This window comes from Candidatus Edwardsbacteria bacterium (assembly GCA_031082425.1).
Classification (GTDB): domain Bacteria; phylum Edwardsbacteria; class AC1; order AC1; family EtOH8; genus UBA2226.
The window spans coordinates 19,852-42,065 of the sequence record JAVHLB010000014.1 but is presented as its reverse complement, the minus strand read 5'-3'; the positions used below and the strand labels follow the sequence as shown (position 1 = coordinate 42,065).

The window sequence follows — 22,214 nt, the reverse complement described above, 5'->3', positions numbered from 1 at the left end:
CGATCGTCCCGATATTTACGTGCGGCTTGGTTCGCTCGAATTTTGCTTTGGCCATACCTGGAATCTCCTTATATTCTGGTAAATTTTTCCTCTTAATATCTTGCTTTGCCAACTGGCGTGATTAGCGCCGGCTTCCGTTTTTCTCCATTATCTCCTCGGATATCGACCGGGGAACTTCCTCGTAATGATGGAACTGCATGGTGTAGATGGCCCTTCCCTGGGTGAGGGACCTCAGCCTGGTGGCGTAACCGAACATCTCGGAAAGGGGGACCATCGAGGCTATGACCTGGGCATCCTTGCGTTTCACCAGCCCCAAAATCTTGCCCCGGCGGGCGCTAAGGTCTCCGATCACGTCGCCCATGTAGACTTCGGGGACCACCACTTCCACATCCATAACTGGTTCCAGGAGAACTGATGATGCTTTCTGCAGGGCATCCCGGGCCGCCATTGAAGAGGCTATCCTGAAGGCCATGTCCGAAGAATCCACCTCGTGATAAGAGCCGTCGGTCAGCTCCACCTTGACATCCACCACCGGATATCCCGCCAGCACACCGGATTCCAGACCGTCCTTGACCCCCTTTTCCACCGAGGGTATGAATTCCTTGGGGATGTTGCCGCCGATGATGGAATTGACGAACTCGAATCCGGTCCCGGGCTCCCTGGGCTCGGCATGTATCACCACATGGGCGAATTGTCCGTGGCCCCCGGTCTGTTTGGCGAATTTGATGTTGCTGGTGACCGACTTGCGGATGGTCTCGCGGTAGGATACCTGTGGTTTGCCCACATTGGCCTGCACCGAGAACTCCCGCAGCATGCGGTCCACGATTATCTCCAGATGAAGCTCACCCATGCCGGAGATGATGGTCTGGCCGGTCTCCTCGTCGGTCTTCACCCTGAAGGTGGGATCCTCCTCCAGCAGTTTTGCCAGGGCCAGACCCATCCTGTCCTGATCGGCCTTGGATTTGGCCTCCAGGGCCACCGCTATCACCGGATCCGGGAATTTCATGGCTTCCAGCACCAGGGGATGCGTCTTGTCGCAGATGGTATGCCCGGTGCGGCTTTCCTTCAGCCCCACCAAGGCGGCGATGTCTCCGGCCGATATCTGCTCCACATCCTCGCGCTTGTTGGCATGCATCATCAGTATCCGGCTTACCCGTTCCCGCTTGTCAAGGTTGCTGTTGTATACCGTCTCGCCGGCCTTGAGGATCCCGGAGTAGATTCGGACGAAGGAGATCTTGCCCACATAGGGATCGGTGGCTATCTTGAACACCAGGCCGGCCAGGGGCTCGTCGGGGCTGTCGTGCCGCTCTTCCTTGTGGCTGGTATAGGGGTTGATGCCGGTGATGGGCGGAAGATCGGTGGGGGCCGGCAGGTAGTCCACGATGGCATCCAGCAGCAGCTGAACCCCCTTGTTCTTGAACGAGGCCCCGCACAATACCGGAAATATCTTGATCTCCAGGGTGCCTTTTCTGATGGAGCGTTTCAGCATCTCCGGGGTTATCTCCCGGCCGTCCAGATAGGCATGCATGGCCTCCTCGTCGAACTCGGCCACCTGCTCCACCAGATTGTCCCGGTATTTCTGGGCGGCCTCCGCCAGGTCGGCCGGAATGGGACCGGTCTCGGGGACCTTCTCGCCCTTGTCGTCGAAGGTCATGGCCTTCATGGTCACCAGGTCCACCACCCCGCTGAAGGCCTCCTCACGGCCGATGGGCATCTGGAGGGGCACTGCCTTGGCGGCCAGCCGCTCCCGCATCATGGAAACCGCGTCGTCGAAGTCCGCCCCCACCCGGTCCATCTTGTTGATAAAGGCTATCCGGGGAATGTGATATCGGTCGGCCTGTCGCCATACCGTTTCGCTTTGCGGCTCCACTCCGCCCACGGCGCAGAACAGCGCCACGGCGCTGTCCAATATTCTCAAAGAGCGTTCTACTTCGACCGTAAAATCAACGTGGCCCGGGGTATCTATGATATTTATCCGATGTTCTTTCCAAAAACAGGTGGTGGCGGCCGAGGTGATGGTAATGCCGCGTTCTTTCTCCTGCTCCATCCAGTCCATGGTGGCGGCCCCGTCGTGGACCTCGCCGATCCGATGGACCCGGCCGGTAAAATAAAGTATCCGCTCGGTGGTGGTGGTCTTACCGGCATCGATATGGGCCATGATGCCGATATTCCTGGTCTTATTTAATGATTCCTGAGCCAATTTGTTTCCTATCTCCCGCCGCCTGAAATTTCATCGATCAGGAGGCCGGAATATCGATCCGCCGATCAGATGTGATATGCGATGTAAAATGGCGACAGGTTGTTCATTAGTCTATTGAATTCACCTGATATTAAAGCTGATTTTAGAACCGGTAATGAGCAAAGGCCTTGTTGGCCTCGGCCATCTTATGGGCGTCCTCTTTCTTCTTGATGGCGCCGCCCTCGTTCTTGATGGCGGACAGTATCTCTCCGGCCAGCCTCTCCCGCATGGTCTGCTCGGAACGGGACTTGGCTGCAGCGATCATCCAGCGGATGGCCAGTGCGGTCCGGCGCTCTGGCTTTACTTCCACCGGCACCTGGTAGGTGGCGCCGCCCACCCGGCGGGGCTTGACCTCCAGCACCGGCTTGATGTTGTTCAGGGCCTGCTTGAAGCCGTCGATCCCCGAGGCCTTGGTCTTCTTCTCCACGATCTCCACCGCGTTGTAGAAGATACGCTCGGCTATGCTCTTCTTGCCCCTCTCCATCAGGTTGTTGATGAAGATGGTGACCATGGTGTCGTGGTATTTGGGATCGGGCAGCAGTTCCCGTTTTATGACTCTTTTTCTTCTCGGCATTTTTATACCAGTCTCGGTGTTATATTTTTACTTTTGAAATGTTGCTGTGGAAAAAATTATTTCTTGGCGCGTTTGGTGCCGTACAGCGAGCGGCTTCTCTTGCGGCCATCCACCCCCGATGTGTCCAGGGTCCCGCGGACGATGTGGTAGCGCACGCCGGGCAGGTCCTTGACCCGGCCGCCCCGCACCATCACGATGGAGTGCTCCTGCAGGTTGTGACCCTCGCCGGGGATGTAGGACAATATTTCGATGCCGTTGGACAGCCGGACCTTGGCCACCTTGCGCAGGGCCGAGTTGGGCTTCTTGGGGGTGGTGGTATAGACCCTGGTGCAGACCCCGCGCTTCTGGGGACAGTTCTTGAGAGCCGGAGCCTTGGTCTTTTTGGACTTGGTTTTTCTACCGTGTCGGATCAGTTGGTTGATGGTCGGCATGGGATCTCCTTAACCGATTTTCCGTTGATGCTGCCGGGGATTAAAAGCAAAATTCCCCATGTCCTGTCCTACTTTCTTTAATAAGACAAGAAGATGGCATACATAAAAGTTTTCCTAAAGAATTGATATTATATAAGATTTCATATAAAATGTCAATCCCTAAAATAAAAATATTTAATATTTTTAAAAAAAATTTGGCCCAGCAGTTTCATGCGAGTGGTTGACGGGTTTTTACACAATGGGTTGTTTGCCTTTTTCTATCTGTAGGGGATGGCTTGAGACCATCCCTAAGGTTTATAGAATAGTAACAGACAATAAAAGACCGCCCTTGTCGGACGGCCTTTAAAATATTCTTAAACACCTTTTTAATTGGACATTCAGCGCCAACCTTGTCCCGCATGCCATACTTTATTAAATGGTTTCTTTTCAACCAATGATTCAACCACCGGCATAAGCAACATTCGGATTTCTTTGATGGCTGCATCCAATTCACACGTTTCATTCGGCTTGCTTTTTTTGAGAAATCCCGTCCACTGGCGCCGTTTGGCGTTATCTTCCGCAAAATAGTCGCCCAGCCCTTCCGGCAAAGATTCCGGCAATTTCGTTCTCCTTCTATTAAAGGTAATCGCTATTGATTTGGAAAGACTTAACCCGTCTAGTTTGCTGTGCCGGGATATGTACCAGATATCGTAATAATCCTTTAGCCGACCATTGGCTAGTCCCTTATCTACCATGGCCTGGTACTTTTCGGCGATCACCGTATACGGTGTGTAGGCCTTGACGCTGGTTGCTGGAAGATTCAATAAAGATGGTAGTACTATTTTTTCAGGCGGTGGAAATACTGCATCACCGAAGCCGATATCTATCTGCAAATGTATACGGGCATCGGAAAGCCCGGCAATCAAAGTTATCCTTACGCCTTGATATTCTAAATTTTCGCTGATCTCTATACCGAGAACCGTATCCGGCAAGAAAATCAATCCGTCGGGCTCGACTTCGACCCGGCATATATCCCGAAATATGCCGACCCAAATAGAGACATCACTATCCCCTTTTCCCAGCATATCAGCATCCATTGATGACCTGACCGGCTGATGGTACCAGGCATTAAAAAGCTGAGCGCCCTTTAGAATGAATCGGTCATGATATTTAGAACAGGCAAGACGATAAAGCAAGCGGTCCAGGGCGTAAGTGGTAAGAATAAACTGGAAATCGTAGCCCAAGCTGTCAGCCTTCTGCTTAAGGCGCTCGCGCACCGAAGCGCCGATGTCGGTCACCGGCTTTTTGCTCAAAACACCGCCTCCATATAAGGCTTGATCACATTAAGCACCCGGTTGATCCGGGCGTATTTGGTCAGTTCGTCGGCGGTGAACTTGCGGGTCCTCCGACCTTCCTTAAGGGCCTCCAGGGCCACGTCCAGGCCGATCTTGTTGCGGAACTTGAAACAATCAGCCACCGTCTTGGCGGGGCTGTAGATTCGGGCATTTACGCCTTCGATAACATGATTTTCGACACCCGAGGTAAAGGATTCACCCGAGAGGAACACCAGTTGAAACCCTATGCCGGCTTGTTTAGGTCTCCACATCTTGTTTTCTATAGCCATCCAGACATATGAAGGCAGTTGGGTGGTAATGCCGTGAAACCTAAGGGCAGATATTAGGCATATCACTCCTCGAGGTACAGTTATAGCTGCTCGCGCAAAGGAATCATTCTCTGTAACTTCAGCACCTACAAAACCATATACTCCACGAGCAGAATGTTCTACCTCGCCTTTATCGACCATTTGGCGAATATTTTCCCAATGTATACCCTTCTTAATGGCATCGGCTCTGGTAAAATACGCTTGCTTCGGAAATTGCTTTTTTATTCTTTCAATAGCTCGATAACCCATATGTCATTTCCTCGGTATTTATTATTATCTACCGAGATTATGACATATTATTGTTCCAATGTCAAGCTCTTTTTTATAATTAGCATTACCTTTATATTGGGCACCATCATCATGGTGATCATCTTTGCTTCCATGGTCGTGTTCTCCATCAACAAGGTTATCAGCACTATCATGATGATGATGGCGGCATGCTTCCTTATTAATAATATTAACGGGTTATGCAACGCCAAAGGGCCGCCCTAGCGGACGGCCCTTTTAAAAAGCAGATAAAACTAGTTGCCGTTGACCACGATGCAGGTGACGGTCCGGCCGACGCCCTTGGTCCCCTGGATCCTGGAAATGATCATTTTTGTCAGGTCCTTCATGGTGGGGGCCTCCACGTAGGCGATGATGTCATGAAGCCCGGTCACCACATGAGCCTGCTTCAACCCTTTGATCTTGCGCAGGGCCCTGACCACCAGTTCGGCTTTGCCGGCATCGCAATTGATGAACTCATAAGCTGCTACCATTCAACACACCTCCTTCCATTATTTTGATTTTGGGTCTTTATTAAAGTTAAAAACATTAAAACCTTTGTGTCCTTTATGCTCTTTGTGGTTCAAAAAACCTATCCGGTCAGAGGTCATCCCCGGATTCCACCTTGTCGAACTTGCCGCCCCGCTTGAGATAGGCGTTTATGAACCGGTCGATCTCCCCATCCATCACCGCTTTCACATCTCCGGTCTGCTCCAGGGTCCGATGATCCTTGACCATGCTGTAGGGATGGAAAACATAGGATCGGATCTGGTTTCCCCAGGCGATGTCGGTCTTGGTGGCCTCCAGCGACTGGCGCTTCTTGTCATCCTCGGCTTTGTAGTGCTGATATAGCCTGGAGCGCAGCACCTTCATAGCGTTGATCCGGTTCTGGTGCTGGGACCGCTCGTTCTGGCTGCAGACCACGATCCCGGTGGGGATGTGAACCATCCGGATGGCCGTTTCCACCTTGTTGACATTCTGTCCTCCGGCCGAGCCGGACCGGTAAACGTCTATCCTAATTTCTGATTCAGGAATATCCACCTTGATGTCATCGTCGATCTCGGGGTAGACGAAAGTGGAGGCGAACGAAGTATGGCGACGTTTGTTGGAGTCGAAGGGTGATATCCTGACCAGTCGGTGAACGCCGATCTCGGCCTTTAGGTAGCCGAAAGCATATCTTCCGGTCACCTCCACCGTAACGCTTTTGATTCCGGCTTCGTCGCCCGGCTGCAGATCGATCACCTTATATTGGTAGCCGTTGCGCTCCATCCAGCGGGTATACATCCGCAGCAGCATCTCGGCCCAATCCTGGGATTCGGTCCCTCCGGCCCCGGGGTGGATGGTTAATATAGCGCTTCGTTCATCATCCTCTCCCCGCAGCATATGGCGGAACTCCAGGGCCTCAATCCCTTTTTCCAGGGAGCCCAGGTCGTCATGGATCTCTTTTAGGGATTCGCCGTCCGATTCATCCACCAGCTCCAGCAGGGTGGCCGCATCATCGCACTTTTTTCTAAGCTCCCTCCAGGGATCTATCCATTCCCGGCGTCGGTTGGCCTCTGCTATGACCTGCTTGGCCTTGATATTGTCGTTCCAAAAATCCGGGGACGACATTCTGGCCTCGTATTCTGCCAGCTCCTTTTCCAACCGGTCCAGGTCAAAGATACCTCCGCAGGTTCTTTATGTTCTCATCAGCAATCTGGCCGTTATTTTTCAATTCCTCTATTGTCAAAACGGTATCATCCTTTGTCTGTTAGTGCTTTCTTTTTAAAGTAGTTCGATCTTACCCAGGTCCAGTTTAAAACCAGATGGATGCCGGCGATCAAGATCATCAAAAATCCCCCGAACAGATGGATCACCCCAAGCATCTCGCTGCCGACCAGGAAGTAGATCACCCCTGTCGCCGCCTGGACCAAGAAAACCAGGAATAATACCGGATTGATCTTTTTCAGCCAATCCATCTTGTTCATTTTACCATCCTCCCGTTGTTGATCAGGGGCCGGCATCTATTTTATGATAAAAGGGCCGGACAATTCAACCTTTTTTTACTTCAGGATGACATTTCCCTCCGTCAACCTCCTCCAGGCCAGGGCCGCCTTCTCCTTCAGCTGCACGATGGTGCCGTTGTTTGGGATTACGATGTCAGCCTTTTTCTTTATTTGAGAGACCGGCATCTGGGAGGCCAATATTCTCAAAGCCCTGTCTTTAGGGACTCCCCGGTCCATCACCCTGAACAATCGGAGCTTTTTGCGGGAATCCACCATCACCAATCGGTCCAGCTTTTTCTCCAGGCCCCATTGCACGATCAGGGCGGCGTCAACCACTATCGGCCTGGCGGAATATTTTTTCCGGCCGAGACGGATGTTTCTATCGATCTCCCTTAACAGAGCGGGATGCAGGATACGGTTCAGACGTCGCAGCTTTGCCGGATCGGAGAAGACCATTTCGCCCAGCCGGCCGCGGTCGATGCTGCTTTTGCCCGACAAGATGCCGGGGCCGAAGGCTTTTACAACTTTGGCAAAGCAGGGTGATTTTTTATCCAGCATTTGATGCCCCAGCTTATCGGCATCAATGACGCAGGCCCCCTGCCTTTGGAACACTTGGGCCACAGTGCTTTTGCCCGAACCGGCTCCGCCGGTCAGGCCGATAACTATGGCCTGTTTTTTGTTATTTCCCATATTTTAGCGATGCTTGGCTGTATTTATTTTTGAAATAGAGGCTCATCCCCGAGGCTCCGGTGAACAGGATCATGGCCAAAATAAAATCCGCTTGGTAACTTACCCGGGAAAGCAGGTAATATCCCAAAAGCGGGCCCAGGAATCCCCGGACCCCGGTCAGGGTCACGTGCAGCCCCTGGTACACCAGGGAGTCCCGGCTTCCGGCAAAGTGCAGGGAGCCCAGGTTCCACAGCATGACGACGCCGGTCAGGCCCAGAGAGAAGAAGCACAGGCTGGCATAGGCCAGTGTCCGGCTTTGATAAAGGCTGGAGAGAAGCATCAGCAGGGGGTATCCCACCATGATGGCATAGGAGATGGCCGCTATCTTCCACAGATTTATCCGGTCGAATATCATCCCGGCCAGGGGCATCAGGGCCAACATGAATATCTGGGCGAACACCCCCTTGGCCTGGGCCATTTGGGAATAGCTGAATTTCAGCTGATTAAGCATGAATAGCGGCACCGCCGGAACCATCACCATGAAGGCCATCCCGTAGGTCATGAAAGCCAGTTCGAACATCAAAAAATCGGTGCGCTTGAACATTACCTTCAGGTCGCGGACGGTGCGTCTCATCCGGTATTTTGATTCCGGGCGGTAGGCGATGTGCGAGTCTATGATGATGAACAGCAGGTAGGTGATCCCCCCGGTGACGGCGATGCTCATCAGGATTGGCTTGTACAGCTGCGGGGAAAGATCCAGCAGGCTTCCCACTATCAAGGAGGTGGCCATGGAGAAGACCATCAGCACCATCCGGGTCAGGCCGAACACCTGGCCCTTTTTCTGGGCGATGTGCCTCTGATAGAACGAATTTATTATGGGGCCCTGCACGGCATACAGGGAATAGTAAAAGAACAGCAATAACAGGAAAAGGTTGGCCCCTTCCAGCAGGAAGGCCAGGATGAAGATCAGCCGGCCCAATATCATCCCCGGGATCAGGATCCATTTCTTGCTGCGGTTGCTGAAGAAAAAGCTGACCACCAGCGACAGCAGCATGGTGGCGTTGGCCAGCAATCCGATGACCGATATCTGCAAATCGCTGGCAGCCAGGGCTTTCTTGGCTATGGTCTCCTGCAGCAGGAGCACCCCCTGGGTCATTCCGTCGAAAACGCAGGACAGCAGGATCAGCCAGAATATCAGCCTTTCTTTTTTATTGAAGGCCGCATAGAAACCGAACAATCTGGTGAGCATATTATAAGCCCTAACGGCTCATCACTCCTCCCTGGCATCCCGCTCCTGGCTGTCCCGGCTGTCGTTATCCCGCTCCCGGGAATCGCCCTCCTGGTCGGGATAGATGTCCCAGGGGTCGTACACGTCGTAAATACCTTGGTAGTCGGGTCCGTAATAATACAACTCCAGGAAATTATATTCATCGCTGGAATCGATCACACCTGCCGAGGCACTAGCCGGGGCGGGCTTTGGGGCGGCGGAATCTGGCATTGCCTGCATGGCCGGCACTTTTGCCGCGATCGAATCCTTCTGGGCGATAAGCCCCGGCGGCAACAAAAACAGAATAATGGTCAGGAGGATTATCCACTGTCTCATTTTAGTAACCTGCTAAATGGATTTAGGGTTCTGTTATTCTCTAGTTCTCTATGCCGCCGAATTTGAACCAGCCGGAACCAACGGTGCATTTTCCCATTCTTTTGCCGGGGTTTAAAATATTCATCACCAAGCGGTTGAAGCGCATTGCATTTCACCGGGAAAGCTTCTCCTCCAGCAGAATCCTCTTATCCGGCGTGGTAATGAAGATCAAAACCATATCGGCCACCAGCTTCATCAGGGGATCGGGATTGTAATCGTAATCCTCGCTGCCCGGACGCTTGGCCGAGATCGCCAGCACCCCGGTCTCCTGGTGCACATCCAGCAGGGTCCGGCCGATGAAGCCGGAATTCCCGGGCACCTGGAACTCCTCCACCCGCATGGCATCGTGCTTTTTACTCCGCAGCATCGTATCCAGGAAGGACACGGTGACCGGACGGACCAGTTCCGAGGCGATCCGCATCCCGCCGATCATGTTGGGGGAGACCAGGTAGGAGGCCCCGGCATTGACGAATTTGTGCCGGGTGGCGGGGTTGTTGAAGCGCGAGGCGATCTTGATGTCATTGTTGAGGTCCTTGGCCGCCACCACCAGGTAGAGATTCTCCTTGTCGCTCTCCAGGGCCGCGATCAGGGCCTGGGCCTTCTTGATCCCGGCCTCCAGCAGGACATTATCATCGGTGGGGTCGCCCTCCACCGCCACCACGTCCGGGATCTCCTTGCGGATGGCATCCAGCACGTGGGGATTCTCGTCGATCACCACGAAGGGCCGCTTGGTCTCCTTGAGCTCGCGGGCCACATAGACCCCGATATCCTTGGCTCCGCAGATGATGTAATGCTTGTCCATTCTTTTTACCCTCTTATGTAATTTTCGCAACTGGAAGAATTTGTTCAGCCGGCCCTCTATCAGGAAGGCGGTGAAGTTGGAGACCGCATAGGCCACCCCGATCATGTAGATGAAGATCAGGGCGATGTTGACCACGGTCAGCAGCCGGCTGCCCTGGGTGCCGATCATGTCCTCGTAGCCGATGGTGGAGATGGTGATGGCCACCATGTACAGGCTCTTCAGCAGGGTGATCTCCTGGCCCTCCATCCGGGCCAGCCCGTAAAGCAGGAATGACGACAATATCACCAGCAGGGCGATAAAGACGATCGGCCAGATTATTTTTTTGAATTCTTTGTTCATATCCGTACGATCAAGTATTATTCGCTTTTTTAATTAAAGGTAAAACCACAAAAACATAGATCTCTAATTCGGCTTTTTAGCCACCAAGGCATTAAGGTTCTTACTGATTTTTATATTGCCCGGTTAATTTTCGAGCTTTTGGTGTGTTTCCCGCCATTATCAAGTTAGCATCTATAGCCCGCCACCGCAGGGGAGTACATATAGGCGGGTCGCCTGTGGCCCGCGCGGACAAGCGTGGGAAAAGTCCCCTGGCATCTAATACAAGACCCCGCCTGAAAAAACGTTCAAAATCGCTTGACCAGGGCCACCGACCCCGGCGTCACCTGCAGCGACAGCTCCGGCTCGCTGTGTTGGTCGAACTTGAACATGTGGGCGTCGACGTAGGCATCGGCCAGCGACAGGGTCCAGATGCCGATGAACCACCATTTGTAATTGCGCCGCCGCTGGTTATGGTAATTGTAATCGTCCTGAATGGGATTCCCTATGGCCGCCTGATCCTCCCGGTTGTAGCAGTATCCCAGGTATCCCAGGCCTCCGGCAAAGATCGCCGCCTTCAGGTACTGCTGGGTGTAAAGCTGCCCACCCCCGGGGAGGGCCGCCGAGAAACACACCGACAACAGCGGCGAACGGTGGGGCTTCTTTCCCTCATTTTTTTCCTGGGCCGGCAGCTGATGGGACATCACCGCCACCACGGCCGCCCAGAACAATATCCTTCTGATCTTCATATCTGCCACTTCAAAACAAAATCCTCCCGAGGCTTCATCACTGTGAGGCCTTCCTTTTCTTTGTTGCGGTAGATGTTTATCCCCACCGCCTGGTCCTCCTGCTTATCGCAGTATCTGGCCAGTATCTTTCCGGCGGTCTGCATTATTTCTTCGGACATCTCACCGCGGATGATCCCCACCGGGCCTTTGATATTCTCCGCCGGACGAATGACAGTATCCTGGCCTCCGGCCAGATCTAAAAGCCGCTGGTTCTCCGACCGGTTGCGGCCCACTATCATCTTGACCTTCTCCCCCAGCCGGAAATGGCGGCCCAGGCTTAAAAGTTCCGCATCATCACGGTTCAGCCCCTCGTGGGAGATCAGCTCCTGCAGGCGCTGGGAATATTTTTCCTCGGTCAGCAGGCAGCCCCCGGCCGGCTGGGGATAATCCTTTATCCCGAAGCTTTTGGCCAGCTCCTCCTGGCGCTTGCGGCCCCGGCCGGAAAAGTCATAAAGTTTCTCCCGGCCCACCCAGCCCTCCCGTTCCGGCTTGGTGGGCTCCAACAGCTTGGCGGACAGGGGGCGCAGCACCAGGTCCCGGTCGGCCGATAATTTAAGCACCGCGTTCAGACCGCCACGGGTCTGGGACATGGGCCGCTCGCCCAGCACCTCTCCGGTGATCAGGAATGAAGCGTCGAATTTTTCCAAAAGACCGTGGGCGGTCTTCAGCATCAGGCCGTGGCAGTCGATGCATGGGTTCATGTTTCCCCCGAAGCCGTAACGGGGGCTTTTCATCATGGCGAAGTACTCCTCGGTGAAATCGTGCTCGATGAGTCTGATGCCCAGCGCCCTGGCCGCCTTCCGGGCATTCTCCGGCCCAAAGAAGGGGGTGACGAAGCAGACCCCGATCACCTCGATGCCTTGCTCCATGACAACCCGGGCGGCCAGGATGCTGTCCAGCCCGCCGGAGAGAAGGGAAAGTGCTTTCACCAGCCGTAAACCTCATGGGTTTTTATATCAGTCAATTTATCCCTAACAGATAATTTTACCATTTATGATCCCCCACGATGGCCTCCACCGCCTTGGGCAGTATCGACACCTCGTAGCGCTTCTCCCTCTTGGGCCACAGCTCGCCGTCCACCTGGGCGGCCATGGTATGCTCCGATTCCACCACCACCTTCTGGGTCCGGCCCATCACGATCTGCTTGAGATGGGTATGCTTGCCCTGGAAGGTCTTGGGCACGTGCCGGAAGAACTCCAGCCAGGTCAGCTTGTGGATGATGCACAGGTCCAGCCAGCCGTCGTCTATCTCGGCCTGGGGCGTCAAAATATAGCCGCCGCCCACGCTCCGCCCGTTCATGATCTCCACCAGCAGAGCCTCCACCCAGACCTTGCCCAGCCCGAAATCCAGGCTGATCCGCTGGCCCTGGTAGCGCATCAATGCTTTGACGGTGGCCAGCAGATATAGCTTCAGGTCCCGCAGTCCCCTGATCTTCTGCTTTTCTATAATCACCTCGCCATCCAGCCCGATGCCCAGCGAATTGAAATAGTACCAGCCGTTGACCACCCCGGCATCAATCATCCTGGTGCGGTGCTGCTTGATGTGGCTGACGGCCTGGGATATGTCGCGGCCGATGTTCAGCGATTTGGCCAGATCGTCGCCCGAGCCCAGGGGGATCATTCCGAACACCGCCTGGCTGCCCACCAGCGCCCCGGCCACCTCGCCGGCCACCCCGTCCCCGCCGCAGGCCACGATCACCTTGAAACCACGCTCCACCGCCTCCCGGGCCTGCTTCCGGGCGTCGCCCTCCCGGTCGGTCAGCGACAGCTCGAAGTTGACGCCGGCGGCCTTCAGCAGGGCCTTGACCTGTTCCAGATGCCCGGCCGCCTCGCCCCCGTGGGCCTTGGGATTGAAGATGACTTTGGTTCTCAGCATGTTGAGCCTTTTTTGCCACCAAGGCACTAAGACACCAAGCAGATCTTTTTGTGCCTTTGTGTCTTTGTGGTTAATTAGATTTCCGCGATCGCTTCGATCTCGATCCTGGCGTCCTTGGGAAGCCGGGCCACCTGGAAGGCCGAGCGGGCCGGCGGGGCCTGGTTGAAATATTCGCCATAAACCTCATTCATGGCGGCGAAGTCGTTCATGTCGGCCAGGAACACAGTGCATTTGATCACTTTTTTAAGGTTGGATCCTCCGGCCTCCAGCACCGCTTTCAGATTCTCCAGCACCTGCCTGGTCTGGACCTTGATGTCGCCCACCACCAGCTGGCCGGTCTTGGGGTCCAGCGGGATCTGCCCGGAGGTGAAGACCAGTTTGCTGTCGAACTCGATGCCCTGGGAATAGGGCCCGATGGCCGCCGGGGCCTTGTCGGTTTTGATTATCTGACGCATGGGATGCTCCTTATATTATTTATTAAATTATCCTCTGGGATGGAACTGCCGGTGCACTTCCTTCAGATACTCCCGGTCCACATGGGTGTAAATCTGGGTGGTGGAGATATCGGCATGTCCCAGCATCTCCTGCACCGAGCGCAGGTCGGCCCCGCCCTCCAGCAGATGGGTGGCAAAGCTGTGCCTTAAAATATGGGGATGCACCCGCTTCTTGATCCCGGCCTTCTGGGCATAGGCTTTCAGCAGTTTCCAGAAACCCATCCGGGACATCGACCTCCCCCGGTTGTTCAGGAACAGCACGTCGGTGGCGATCTTTTTGATCAATACCGGGCGGGAGCCCTCCAGGTATCTTTCGGTCCAGTGCCGGGCGGTCTTACCGATGGGCACCACCCGCTCCTTCGATCCCTTGCCGAAGCATCGGATGTATCCCTGGTCGAAGGCCAGATCGGACCTTTTAAGGCCCAGCAGTTCCGAGATCCGCAGGCCGCAGGCGTAGATCACCTCCAGCATGGCCCGGTCCCTTAAGCCCAGCGGTGCCGAGGTGTCCGGCTGGGACATCAGGGATTCGATCTCATTGGTGTCCAGCACATCGGGAAGCTTCTTGGCCAGTTTGGGCGAATCCAGGTTCTCGGTGGGGTCGGTTTTGCAGAGTCCCTCTCCGACCAAAAAGCGGTGAAACCCCCTCACCGCCGAAATATTCTGCGACAGGCTGCCGGGAGAGAGCCCGTATCCCGCCAGTTGGGAAAGGAATTGGGCTATATGGCTGCGGAGAATTTTTGAGGGATCGGTTATCCCCTGGATTTCCAGGGAATCCAGGTACCGGCGCAGGTCCCGGGAGTAGGCCTCGATGCTGTTCCCGGCCAGACCGCGCTCCACGGCCAGATGCCCCAGGAACCTGTCCAGTATCTCGGGATTGCTGTTCAAAATAATCCTTAAATAATTTGATCCGTGTTAATCCGCAATTGTCCGTTCAATCCCCGCCATAAGCAAGTAGTCCATATAGCCCGCCACCGCAGGGGAGCACCTATAGGCGGGTCTGCCTGTGGCACGAGCGGGCAAGCGCGTTCCATTGAGCCCCTCTGGCGTCAGCTATTACCCGAAAGTGATCTCCTTGGCCGGTTTGTCCTTATCGGCCGCCGGCTTGAGCAGTGACTTGTGGGCCGGCGGTTTTAACAAAGGATGATCGGACGAAGGGGTCTCCTTTTTCAGCAACGGGGCCGGCGCCGGCCTGGGTGTCAGGGCAGGCTTGGCAAAGGGGTTGACCGCCTGTTTGAGGGCCAAAGCCGCCTTGGGGATCGGTCTTTCCTCAGGCCTGGGGGACAGCAGAGGCTGTCTGGGCAGCAGGGGTCTTTCCCTGGCCGGCAGCAATGAGGGCGGATGAGCCTCCTGGGCGGTTTTGATGGGAGCCAGCTTGGGTTTGGCCATCAGCGGCATCGGCTGTTTGGTGGCCACAGGCTGGGGTTTCTCCTGAACCTCTGGTTCTTCTTCCTTTTCCTGAACTGTGGTTTCCGCCGGTTTGGAAACAGGACCTGATTGCGACAGTCCGGTCACCGGACGTCCCTTGGCCTTTATCCGGAGGAAGGCCGCCCTCTCCTCCTCCTTGCGCCGGGCCTCCAGCTTTTCCCTCTCGTCCCGCTCCCGCAGCAGCCGGGATTCCTCCTGCTGCAGCAGGGCCACCTGCTGTTCCAGTTCGCCCATCTGCTGTTTCCTGTCGTCTATCTGGTTCATCAGGGCCATGATCTCCTGGTTGGACCTTTCGGCATTGGCGATCCGCTGTTTTATCTCCTCCTCCTCGGCCCTTTTCTTCTCCACAGCCTTTTCCAGACTTCTCAGGTCGTTCTGATTGTCATGGACGCTGGCCGACAGCTGCTGTTCCGATTCCCGCAGCTCCTGCACCTTCTGCTGCGAGGTCTCCAGTTCGGTCCGCAGGGTTGCGATGTTCGACTTGATCTCCTCGGCCTCCCGGCTCAGGTCCTGCTTTTGGGACAGGAATTCCTGCAGTTGGTTCCTTTGCTGCTCCATCTGGGATATTTCCTGTTTTAGCTGGCCGTGGCTGTTCTCCAATTCGGCCTTTTTATCCTCCAGCGATCTCACCTCGTTCTGGAAATTACCCAGCTGCTCCTGTTTCCGCTTGTATTCCTCGTCCACCTGCTCCTTCTGGCCGCGAAGTTCAGACAATTGTCCGTCCGCCTCTTTGCGCTGGTTCTCCAGATCCTCCACCTGCTTCCGGATATCGTCCAAATGGCGGCTCTGCTCCTCCAGCTGTTTCAGACCCTCTTCCAGCCCCTTCTTTTGGCCGGCCAATTCTTCGTTCTGCTCCTTTAGCTGGTTGCGTTTGCCTTCCAGCTCTTCCACCTTCTGGGCCAGCTTCTCTTCTTTCTTGGCCAGTTTCTCCACCTGGGACTCCAGCTCCTTCTGGCTGGACAGCAATTCCGGCACCTTCTCCTCGGAGGTCAGGATCTGGGTGCTGATCTCGTCGCGCCTGGCCTCGGCCTGGGATATCTGCTGTTTTAGATTGTTCAGGCTGGTCTCCAGTTCGCGGATGGCCTCGACCTCGTGCTGCTTCTGGGCCTCCTCCTGCTCCAGCTCGGACACCCGTTTTTGTTTTTCCTCTATGGCCTGGTTCAATTCTTGTATATTTTGCTGGGATTCCGCCTGTTCGGTCTCGGCCCTTAAAACTCCGGCCTGGACCTCCTCCAGGGATTTGGCGGCATTGGCCTGCTCCTCGGCCTTCAGGTCGATATCCAGCTCGATCTCCTCCAGACGGCCCTGCTTCTCCGCCAGATCCTTTCCCTTGGCTGCCAGTTCCTCGGACAGCTTGTCCAGCTGTTGCTTCCGCTCGTGCTGCTCCTTGACCACGGCCTGCAGTTTCTCCTCGGCCTCCTTGAGGCCGCCGTTCAGCGCCTCCATCTTGGTGGAGACGCTGGCCTCCTGCTTGGTCAGACCCTCAAGCCTTTCCCTTATGGCATCCTCCTCCTTTTTCAGGCTCTCGTGGCGCTCCACCACCTGGGCCTCGGAGCTCCTGATCTCGGCGATACCATTTTCCAGCTCTTCTTTCTGGGTCTTCAGGAGGTTGACCGTCTCCTCCAATTGCTTGGTCTCCGACTTGAAAGATTCGCTTTGGGATAAAAGATCGTTCTTCTCCTGCTCGGCCGCCGTCAGGTCCGAAAGTATCTGGGCCTGCTTGTCCTGGGCCTGGTCTATCTTGACCTGAAGCTCCTTCATCCGGGCATTGAGATCCTCCACCGCCCCTCCCAGTTCCTTCTCTTGGTCCAGCAATGACTGGCGCCGTTCCTGGAACTCGGCCAGGGTCTTTTCCTTCTCGGCGAACTGGGAGACCACCGTCTCCTGTTCCTGGCGCTTCTGGCTGATCTCCTTCTCCAGGGCCACCAGCTCCTTCTTCCATTTGTCCGCCTGGCTCTGGCCTTCGGCCGCCTGCTGTTCCAGCAGCATGATGTCCGCCTGCAGGGATTCGCTCTTTTGGACTGCGGCATCGGCGGTCTTTTTGGCCTCGTCCATCTGCTGGTTGACGTTGAGCAGTTCGGCCCGCTTCTCCCAGATCTTGGTGGCCAGGTTGGAATCCTCCTTGGACCTCTCATCCAGCTTCTTGTTGACCTCGTCCAGCTTGGCCTTGGCATCGTCCATCCTCTGGGACATGGACATCTCCTCGCCCAGCGACTCGGCCAGGCGGGAGTTTATCTCGTCCATGGTTTTCTTGCGCTCGGCTATCAGCTGGTCCAGGGAGGTGTAGCTGCGGCGGCCCTGCTCCACCTGGGCGATGACCTCGGCCTCCTCCTTCTTCATCTGTTCCAGGGGATTGGCCTGAGCCTTGTCTTCCTTCTTTTTGGCGAACAACATACTTTTCCTGCCTCCGATATTTGGGAGATTATATTATCGTTTTTCGTTTAGACGTTGACCTTCTTGCCCACGAACAGGTAGCGTTTGATCTTGCGGGTGGTGGTCTTGGGGAACTCCTCCTCCCTTACGGAGAAGTGTTTGACCCGCTTGTAATCGGCCAGGTGGCCGCACTGGTGCTTGACCTCATCCTTCAGGATCTTCTCTATCTGGGCGGTGTCCATGGTCATCTTGTGTCTGGCGGCATATTCGTCAAAGGCCTCGTAATTGGGATAGATCATGGCATGGACCTCCTCCCGGTCGGTCTGGGGATTTTTCTCGCCCACCACCAGCACCTCGGCGATATAGGGGCTGGCCAGCAGCTGAGCTTCGATCTCCTCGGGGTAGATGTTCTTGCCGGCCGCCGAGACTATAAGGTTCTTGGCCCGGCCGGTGATGAACAGGCAGCCCCGCTGGTCGATGTATCCCAGGTCTCCGGTCAGCAGCCAGCCGTCCCTGATCACCGCCTCGGTGGCCTTGGGGTTCCGGTAATAGCCCAGCATGATATTGGGCCCCCTGGCCGCGATCTCGCCGATGCCGTTGGCGTCGGGCTCCAGTATCTTCAGTTCCACGCAGGTGATGGGCGCCCCCACCGAGGCGTGGTCCGGATTCTTGACGGTGTTGATGGTCAGCACCGGGGAGGATTCGGTCAGGCCGTAGCCCTGGACGATCTCGAATCCCAGGGTCTCGAAGCCCTTTCCCACCTCGACATTGAGGGCCGCTCCGCCCGAGACCAGCAGCCTCAGGCTGGACATCCCGGCCTTCTCCCGCAGGGAATGAAACACCTTGCCCCCGGCCTTTTTCCCGGTGAGGGACTTGATGGATTTGACGATCCCGTTGGAGGTGGAGAAGGCCATCCGGGTCAGCAGGGGTTTTTCTTTTACCGCCCTCATCACCCCCTGGTACATCTTCTCGAACAGCAGGGGGACGCCCACCATCATGGTGGCCTGGCTGTCCCGGATGTCGTTGATGATGTCCCGTGACTTGAGGGACTGGGCGTAGGTGATGGTGGCGCCCACGTACAGCGGCACCAGCATCCCGGCGGTGGCTTCGAAGGTGTGGTGCAGGGGAAGCACCGAGATGAAATTGTCGTGATGATCGTGGTCGAATACCTGGTAGCTCCCGTCCACGTCGGACATGATGTTCCGGTTGGAGAGCATCACCCCCTTGGACTGCCCGGTGGTGCCCGAGGTGTAGATGACGGCCGCCAGGTCGTCCAGCTGCACCTGCCGCTTGAGGGTCTTGGGCTCGGGCGGCTCGTAAAGGCTTGACAGGTTGTTCATGGAAAAGGTCTGCTTCAGGCTGGGCAGCTTGCCGGTGGCCTCGTCGGTCACCTCCTTGAAATTATTGGAGGCGATCAGGGCCACCGCCTCGGAATCGGTCAGGATGTGGCGGATCTCCTGGGCCTTCAGCTGGGTGTCCAGCGGCACCAGGATGGCCCCCAGACTGGCCACCGCGATATAGCTCTCCACCCACTCCGGGCAGTTCTCCCCGATGATGGCCACCTTGTCGCCGTGCTTGATGCCCTTTTGGGCCAGCCCCGAAGCCAGCTGTTCGGTCCGCTCTTTCAGGTCCTTGTAGGTGACCTTGTAAAAATCGGAGCCCCGCCTGATCTGCAGTGCCGTCTTGTAGGGATACAGTCCGGCCGAACGGGCCAGCATCCCCTTGATGGTGATCAGGCCCAGCCCCTCCCTTACCGGATAATGCTTGTTGCTGTAGGTTTCCATATCATCCTCCCAAGGTTCTCTTTGATTTTTCACAGGAAACTGAATATCTCCGGACCGGCCAAGAAACTGGCCATGAAGGATGCCGGCAGAAGCAGGTAAGACAGGATGTTTATCCGGGTCACCTGCATCAGGATGATCAGCCCGATGAAGATGAACATGCCGTATTTCTCCAGGCTCAGGTATCTCAGGGACAATTTCCCCGGCAGCAGACCGGCCAAGACCTTGGAGCCGTCCAGCGGCGGAATGGGTATCAGGTTGAACACCGCCAGCACCGAATCGGCCAGCACCAGATAGAACAGGATCATCATCACCGGGTACAGCGCGGTTCCCGGCCCCTCATAAAAGGGGTGCAACAGACGGAACAGCAGACCGCTGGCGGCGGCCAGGATCAGGTTGCTGACCGGGCCGGCCAGTGACACCCAGATCATGTCCTTCTTGGGTTCTTTCAAGGCCAGAAAATTGACCGGCACCGGTTTGGCCCAGCCGAACACGAACGGCGCCTTCAGCAGTATCAGCATCCCGGGGAAGATGAAGCTGCCGAAGATGTCTAGGTGTTTCAGCGGATTCAGGGTCAGGCGGCCCATCAGATACGCGGTGGGGTCGCCCCTCTTGAACGCCACCCAACCGTGCGATACTTCGTGTACGGTGATGGCGAACAGTATCGGCGGTATCGCCAGCAATAAACCTAAAAATGTTTCCATGTCTCTATTTTTTGTTGATGCTTGATTTTATGATCTTTTCCGCCTTGGCCCTGGCATGGCTGTCGGCATTGATGATGTTGTCTATGTTGACCCGGCTGCCCGCCGGAAAACCGGACATGGTCTTTTCTACGACCGCCGGGATATCCATGAAGCCTATCCTGCCGTCCAGGAAATATTCCACCGCCACCTCGTTGGCGGCGTTCATCACCGCCGGCATGACGCCGTTACACTCAATGGCCCGGTAGGCCAGGTCCAGACATTTGAAGGTCATCCTGTCCGGCTGGTGAAAGGTAAGCTGGCCCAGCTCATCCAGCCGGCAGTCCTTTGCCAGCGACGGCAGCCTGGCAGGATAGGTCAGGGCGTATTGGATGGGCAGGCGCATGTCCGGGGTCGAGAGCTGGGCGATTATAGAGCCGTCGCAAAACTCCACCAGGGAATGGATGATGGACTCGGGATGGATCACCACCTTGATCCGTTCCGGCGGGATGCCGAACAGGTGATGGGCCTCGATCATCTCCAGCCCCTTGTTCATCAAAGTGGCCGAATCTATGGTCACTTTTTTCCCCATGGACCAGGTGGGATGGTTGAGGGCATGGTGCGCCTTCACCGAGTGCAGCTGCTTTGAGGAATGCGAGCGGAACGGCCCGCCCGATGCCGTCAGGATAAGATTCTTGACGGTTGCCGGATCCCGCCCGTCCAGACACTGGTGCAGGGCCACATGCTCGCTGTCGATGGGCAGCAGCCGGATCTTTTTTAGTTTCACCGCCCGCATCACCAGCTGCCCGCCGGCCACCAGGGTCTCCTTGTTGGCCAGGGCCACATCGTGTCCGGCAGCGATGGTCGCCAGGGTGGGTTCCAGCCCGGCCGAGCCCACCAGGGCGTTGACCACCAGGTCGGCTCCGGGCAATGAGGCCAGCTGCTTCAATCCTCCCGGGCCGCGAACCAGCTTTAGAGGCGCTTGAGGATGGTCTATGGCTGATATGCCTGTCGGATCTGGGCCGATACAGATCATTTTGGGCTGAAACTTTTTTATCTGGCCAAGCAGCAAATCAAATCTTGAATTGGCCGCCAGCCCCACCACTTTAAATAGCTTGGGGTATTTGTTGATGACCTCCACGGTCTGGGCGCCGATGGACCCGGTGGAGCCCAATATTATTATTTTCTTTTGTTTGATCAAATGTAAAAGCCTTATAACAATTAGCGTCATCCCCGCGTAGGCAGGGATCCAAGGTTAGATGCTCGTTTCCACGGGCCCGATAGATTATCTTATATGGTTAAACACTTTAATATTTCTTATATACCGGAATATCTTTCCCCTGCTCCTGGAACAGCCGGAACTGCATCTCGGCCAGCAGCCCGGTGAAGATGAACTGCACGCTGATGATGATCAGCACCAGCCCCAGCAGCAGCAGCGCCTGGTGACCCACCCGGCCGTTTATCAGACCCATGACCACTATCACCAGATCGATCAAAAATCCGATGGTGCCGAAAACCAGTCCCGCCAGCCCGAAGAAATGCAGGGGTCGCTTGATGTACTGGGTGAGAAAGGCCACCGTCATCAGGTCGAAGAATCCGCTCAGGGCCCGGGAGGCGCCGTATTTGGTGACCCCGTGCTGGCGGGGATAATTCTCCACCTTGATCTCGGCGATCCGGTAGCCCTTCCAGTAGGCCAGGGCCGGGATGAAGCGGTAAAGGTCACCATATACCTTCAGGTTCTTCACCACCTCGGAACGATAGGCCTTGAATGGGCAGTTGGAATCGTGTATGGAGAGCTTGGTCAGCTTTCCCGCCACATGGTTGAATAATTTTGAGGAGAGCGACCGCTTGCCCTTGCCGGTGTATTTCCAGCCGGTCACCAGGTCGAAGCCCTGGTCGATCTTTTTCAGGAAATTCGGGATCTCCTCGGGGGCGTCCTGAAGGTCGCCGTCCATGGTGACCACTATCTCCCCTTTGGCCTCGGCAAATCCGGCGGTATAGGCCTGGGCCTTGCCTGAGTTCTTGGCCAGGTCTATGGCCGAGATGTTGGGATCCTTCCCCTTGGCCCTTCTGATGGCCTCCAGCGTTCCATCGGAACTGCCGTCGTTTACGAACAGGATCTCGTATGACGCCTTCAGCGAATTGCACACCTGGGTCAGCCGGCTTGACAGCTTGGGTATGTTCTCCTGTTCGTTGTAGACCGGGACTACGATTGAAAGTTTGATATTGGTCATA

At 55.7% G+C, this 22,214-nt stretch carries 22 protein-coding genes; all 22 read right to left on the bottom strand.

All coding sequences use genetic code 11. The annotated features are described in order from the left end of the window. Nucleotides 1-121: 121 nt before the first annotated feature. Nucleotides 122-2,200 (bottom strand): elongation factor G, encoded by a 2,079-nt coding sequence (gene fusA / locus RDU76_11360; protein ID MDQ7799518.1) that lies wholly within the window; start codon nt 2,198-2,200, stop codon nt 122-124. 142 nt (nt 2,201-2,342) lie between these two features. Continuing rightward, complete coding sequence (gene rpsG, locus RDU76_11355) at nt 2,343-2,813, bottom strand: 30S ribosomal protein S7 (GenBank protein ID MDQ7799517.1); 471 nt, start codon at nt 2,811-2,813, stop codon at nt 2,343-2,345. A gap of 56 nt (nt 2,814-2,869) precedes the next feature. After that, on the bottom strand, nt 2,870-3,244 hold the full coding sequence (rpsL, locus tag RDU76_11350) for a 30S ribosomal protein S12 (GenBank protein ID MDQ7799516.1): 375 nt from the start codon (nt 3,242-3,244) through the stop codon (nt 2,870-2,872). A gap of 377 nt (nt 3,245-3,621) precedes the next feature. After that, complete coding sequence (locus RDU76_11345; GenBank protein ID MDQ7799515.1) at nt 3,622-4,536, bottom strand: nucleotidyl transferase AbiEii/AbiGii toxin family protein; 915 nt, start codon at nt 4,534-4,536, stop codon at nt 3,622-3,624. Continuing rightward, nucleotides 4,533-4,829: a hypothetical protein gene (locus RDU76_11340; protein MDQ7799514.1), complete on the bottom strand. Its 297-nt coding sequence runs from the start codon at nt 4,827-4,829 to the stop codon at nt 4,533-4,535. The genes RDU76_11345 and RDU76_11340 overlap by 4 nt, the downstream gene beginning before the upstream one ends. A gap of 578 nt (nt 4,830-5,407) precedes the next feature. After that, nucleotides 5,408-5,644: an Lrp/AsnC ligand binding domain-containing protein gene (locus RDU76_11335; GenBank protein MDQ7799513.1), complete on the bottom strand. Its 237-nt coding sequence runs from the start codon at nt 5,642-5,644 to the stop codon at nt 5,408-5,410. A gap of 106 nt (nt 5,645-5,750) precedes the next feature. Then, a protein-coding gene (gene prfB / locus RDU76_11330) for a peptide chain release factor 2 (protein MDQ7799512.1) occupies nt 5,751-6,879 on the bottom strand; the annotation gives its coding sequence in 2 pieces (ribosomal slippage) (nt 5,751-6,806 and nt 6,808-6,879; 1,128 coding nt in all). Between the two features lie 7 nt (nt 6,880-6,886). Beyond that, a complete protein-coding gene (locus RDU76_11325) occupies nt 6,887-7,117 on the bottom strand; it encodes a DUF4405 domain-containing protein (GenBank protein MDQ7799511.1) in 231 nt (76 codons plus the stop codon). 75 nt (nt 7,118-7,192) lie between these two features. Further along, on the bottom strand, nt 7,193-7,825 hold the full coding sequence (gene coaE / locus RDU76_11320) for a dephospho-CoA kinase (protein MDQ7799510.1): 633 nt from the start codon (nt 7,823-7,825) through the stop codon (nt 7,193-7,195). Continuing rightward, the gene (locus RDU76_11315; GenBank protein MDQ7799509.1) at nt 7,815-9,053 is read right to left on the bottom strand and encodes an MFS transporter; all 1,239 of its coding nucleotides are present in this window, start codon (nt 9,051-9,053) and stop codon (nt 7,815-7,817) included. The genes coaE and RDU76_11315 overlap by 11 nt, the downstream gene beginning before the upstream one ends. Nucleotides 9,054-9,074: 21 nt before the next feature. Continuing rightward, nucleotides 9,075-9,407 (bottom strand): hypothetical protein, encoded by a 333-nt coding sequence (locus RDU76_11310; GenBank protein MDQ7799508.1) that lies wholly within the window; start codon nt 9,405-9,407, stop codon nt 9,075-9,077. A 151-nt stretch (nt 9,408-9,558) separates the two neighbouring features. Next, on the bottom strand, nt 9,559-10,587 hold the full coding sequence (locus RDU76_11305) for a potassium channel protein (GenBank protein ID MDQ7799507.1): 1,029 nt from the start codon (nt 10,585-10,587) through the stop codon (nt 9,559-9,561). A gap of 284 nt (nt 10,588-10,871) precedes the next feature. Continuing rightward, complete coding sequence (locus RDU76_11300) at nt 10,872-11,312, bottom strand: DUF5683 domain-containing protein (GenBank protein MDQ7799506.1); 441 nt, start codon at nt 11,310-11,312, stop codon at nt 10,872-10,874. Then, entirely contained in the window at nt 11,309-12,280 is a 972-nt protein-coding gene (locus RDU76_11295; GenBank protein ID MDQ7799505.1) for a tRNA 4-thiouridine(8) synthase ThiI, read from the bottom strand. The genes RDU76_11300 and RDU76_11295 overlap by 4 nt, the downstream gene beginning before the upstream one ends. Nucleotides 12,281-12,335: 55 nt before the next feature. Next, nucleotides 12,336-13,226: a diacylglycerol kinase family lipid kinase gene (locus tag RDU76_11290; GenBank protein MDQ7799504.1), complete on the bottom strand. Its 891-nt coding sequence runs from the start codon at nt 13,224-13,226 to the stop codon at nt 12,336-12,338. 74 nt (nt 13,227-13,300) lie between these two features. Next, the gene (locus RDU76_11285) at nt 13,301-13,681 is read right to left on the bottom strand and encodes a RidA family protein (protein MDQ7799503.1); all 381 of its coding nucleotides are present in this window, start codon (nt 13,679-13,681) and stop codon (nt 13,301-13,303) included. A 27-nt stretch (nt 13,682-13,708) separates the two neighbouring features. Next, nucleotides 13,709-14,605, bottom strand: a complete 897-nt coding sequence (gene xerD / locus RDU76_11280; protein ID MDQ7799502.1) for a site-specific tyrosine recombinase XerD — start codon at nt 14,603-14,605, stop codon at nt 13,709-13,711. 168 nt (nt 14,606-14,773) lie between these two features. Beyond that, complete coding sequence (locus RDU76_11275; protein ID MDQ7799501.1) at nt 14,774-17,539, bottom strand: hypothetical protein; 2,766 nt, start codon at nt 17,537-17,539, stop codon at nt 14,774-14,776. Between the two features lie 47 nt (nt 17,540-17,586). Then, entirely contained in the window at nt 17,587-19,302 is a 1,716-nt protein-coding gene (locus RDU76_11270) for an AMP-binding protein (GenBank protein MDQ7799500.1), read from the bottom strand. 29 nt (nt 19,303-19,331) lie between these two features. After that, entirely contained in the window at nt 19,332-20,003 is a 672-nt protein-coding gene (locus RDU76_11265; protein ID MDQ7799499.1) for a site-2 protease family protein, read from the bottom strand. A gap of 4 nt (nt 20,004-20,007) precedes the next feature. Then, nucleotides 20,008-21,180 (bottom strand): 1-deoxy-D-xylulose-5-phosphate reductoisomerase, encoded by a 1,173-nt coding sequence (locus RDU76_11260; GenBank protein MDQ7799498.1) that lies wholly within the window; start codon nt 21,178-21,180, stop codon nt 20,008-20,010. Between the two features lie 106 nt (nt 21,181-21,286). Next, nucleotides 21,287-22,213, bottom strand: coding sequence for a glycosyltransferase family 2 protein (locus RDU76_11255; protein MDQ7799497.1), 927 nt, complete (start codon nt 22,211-22,213; stop codon nt 21,287-21,289). Between the last annotated feature and the right edge of the window lies 1 nt (nt 22,214).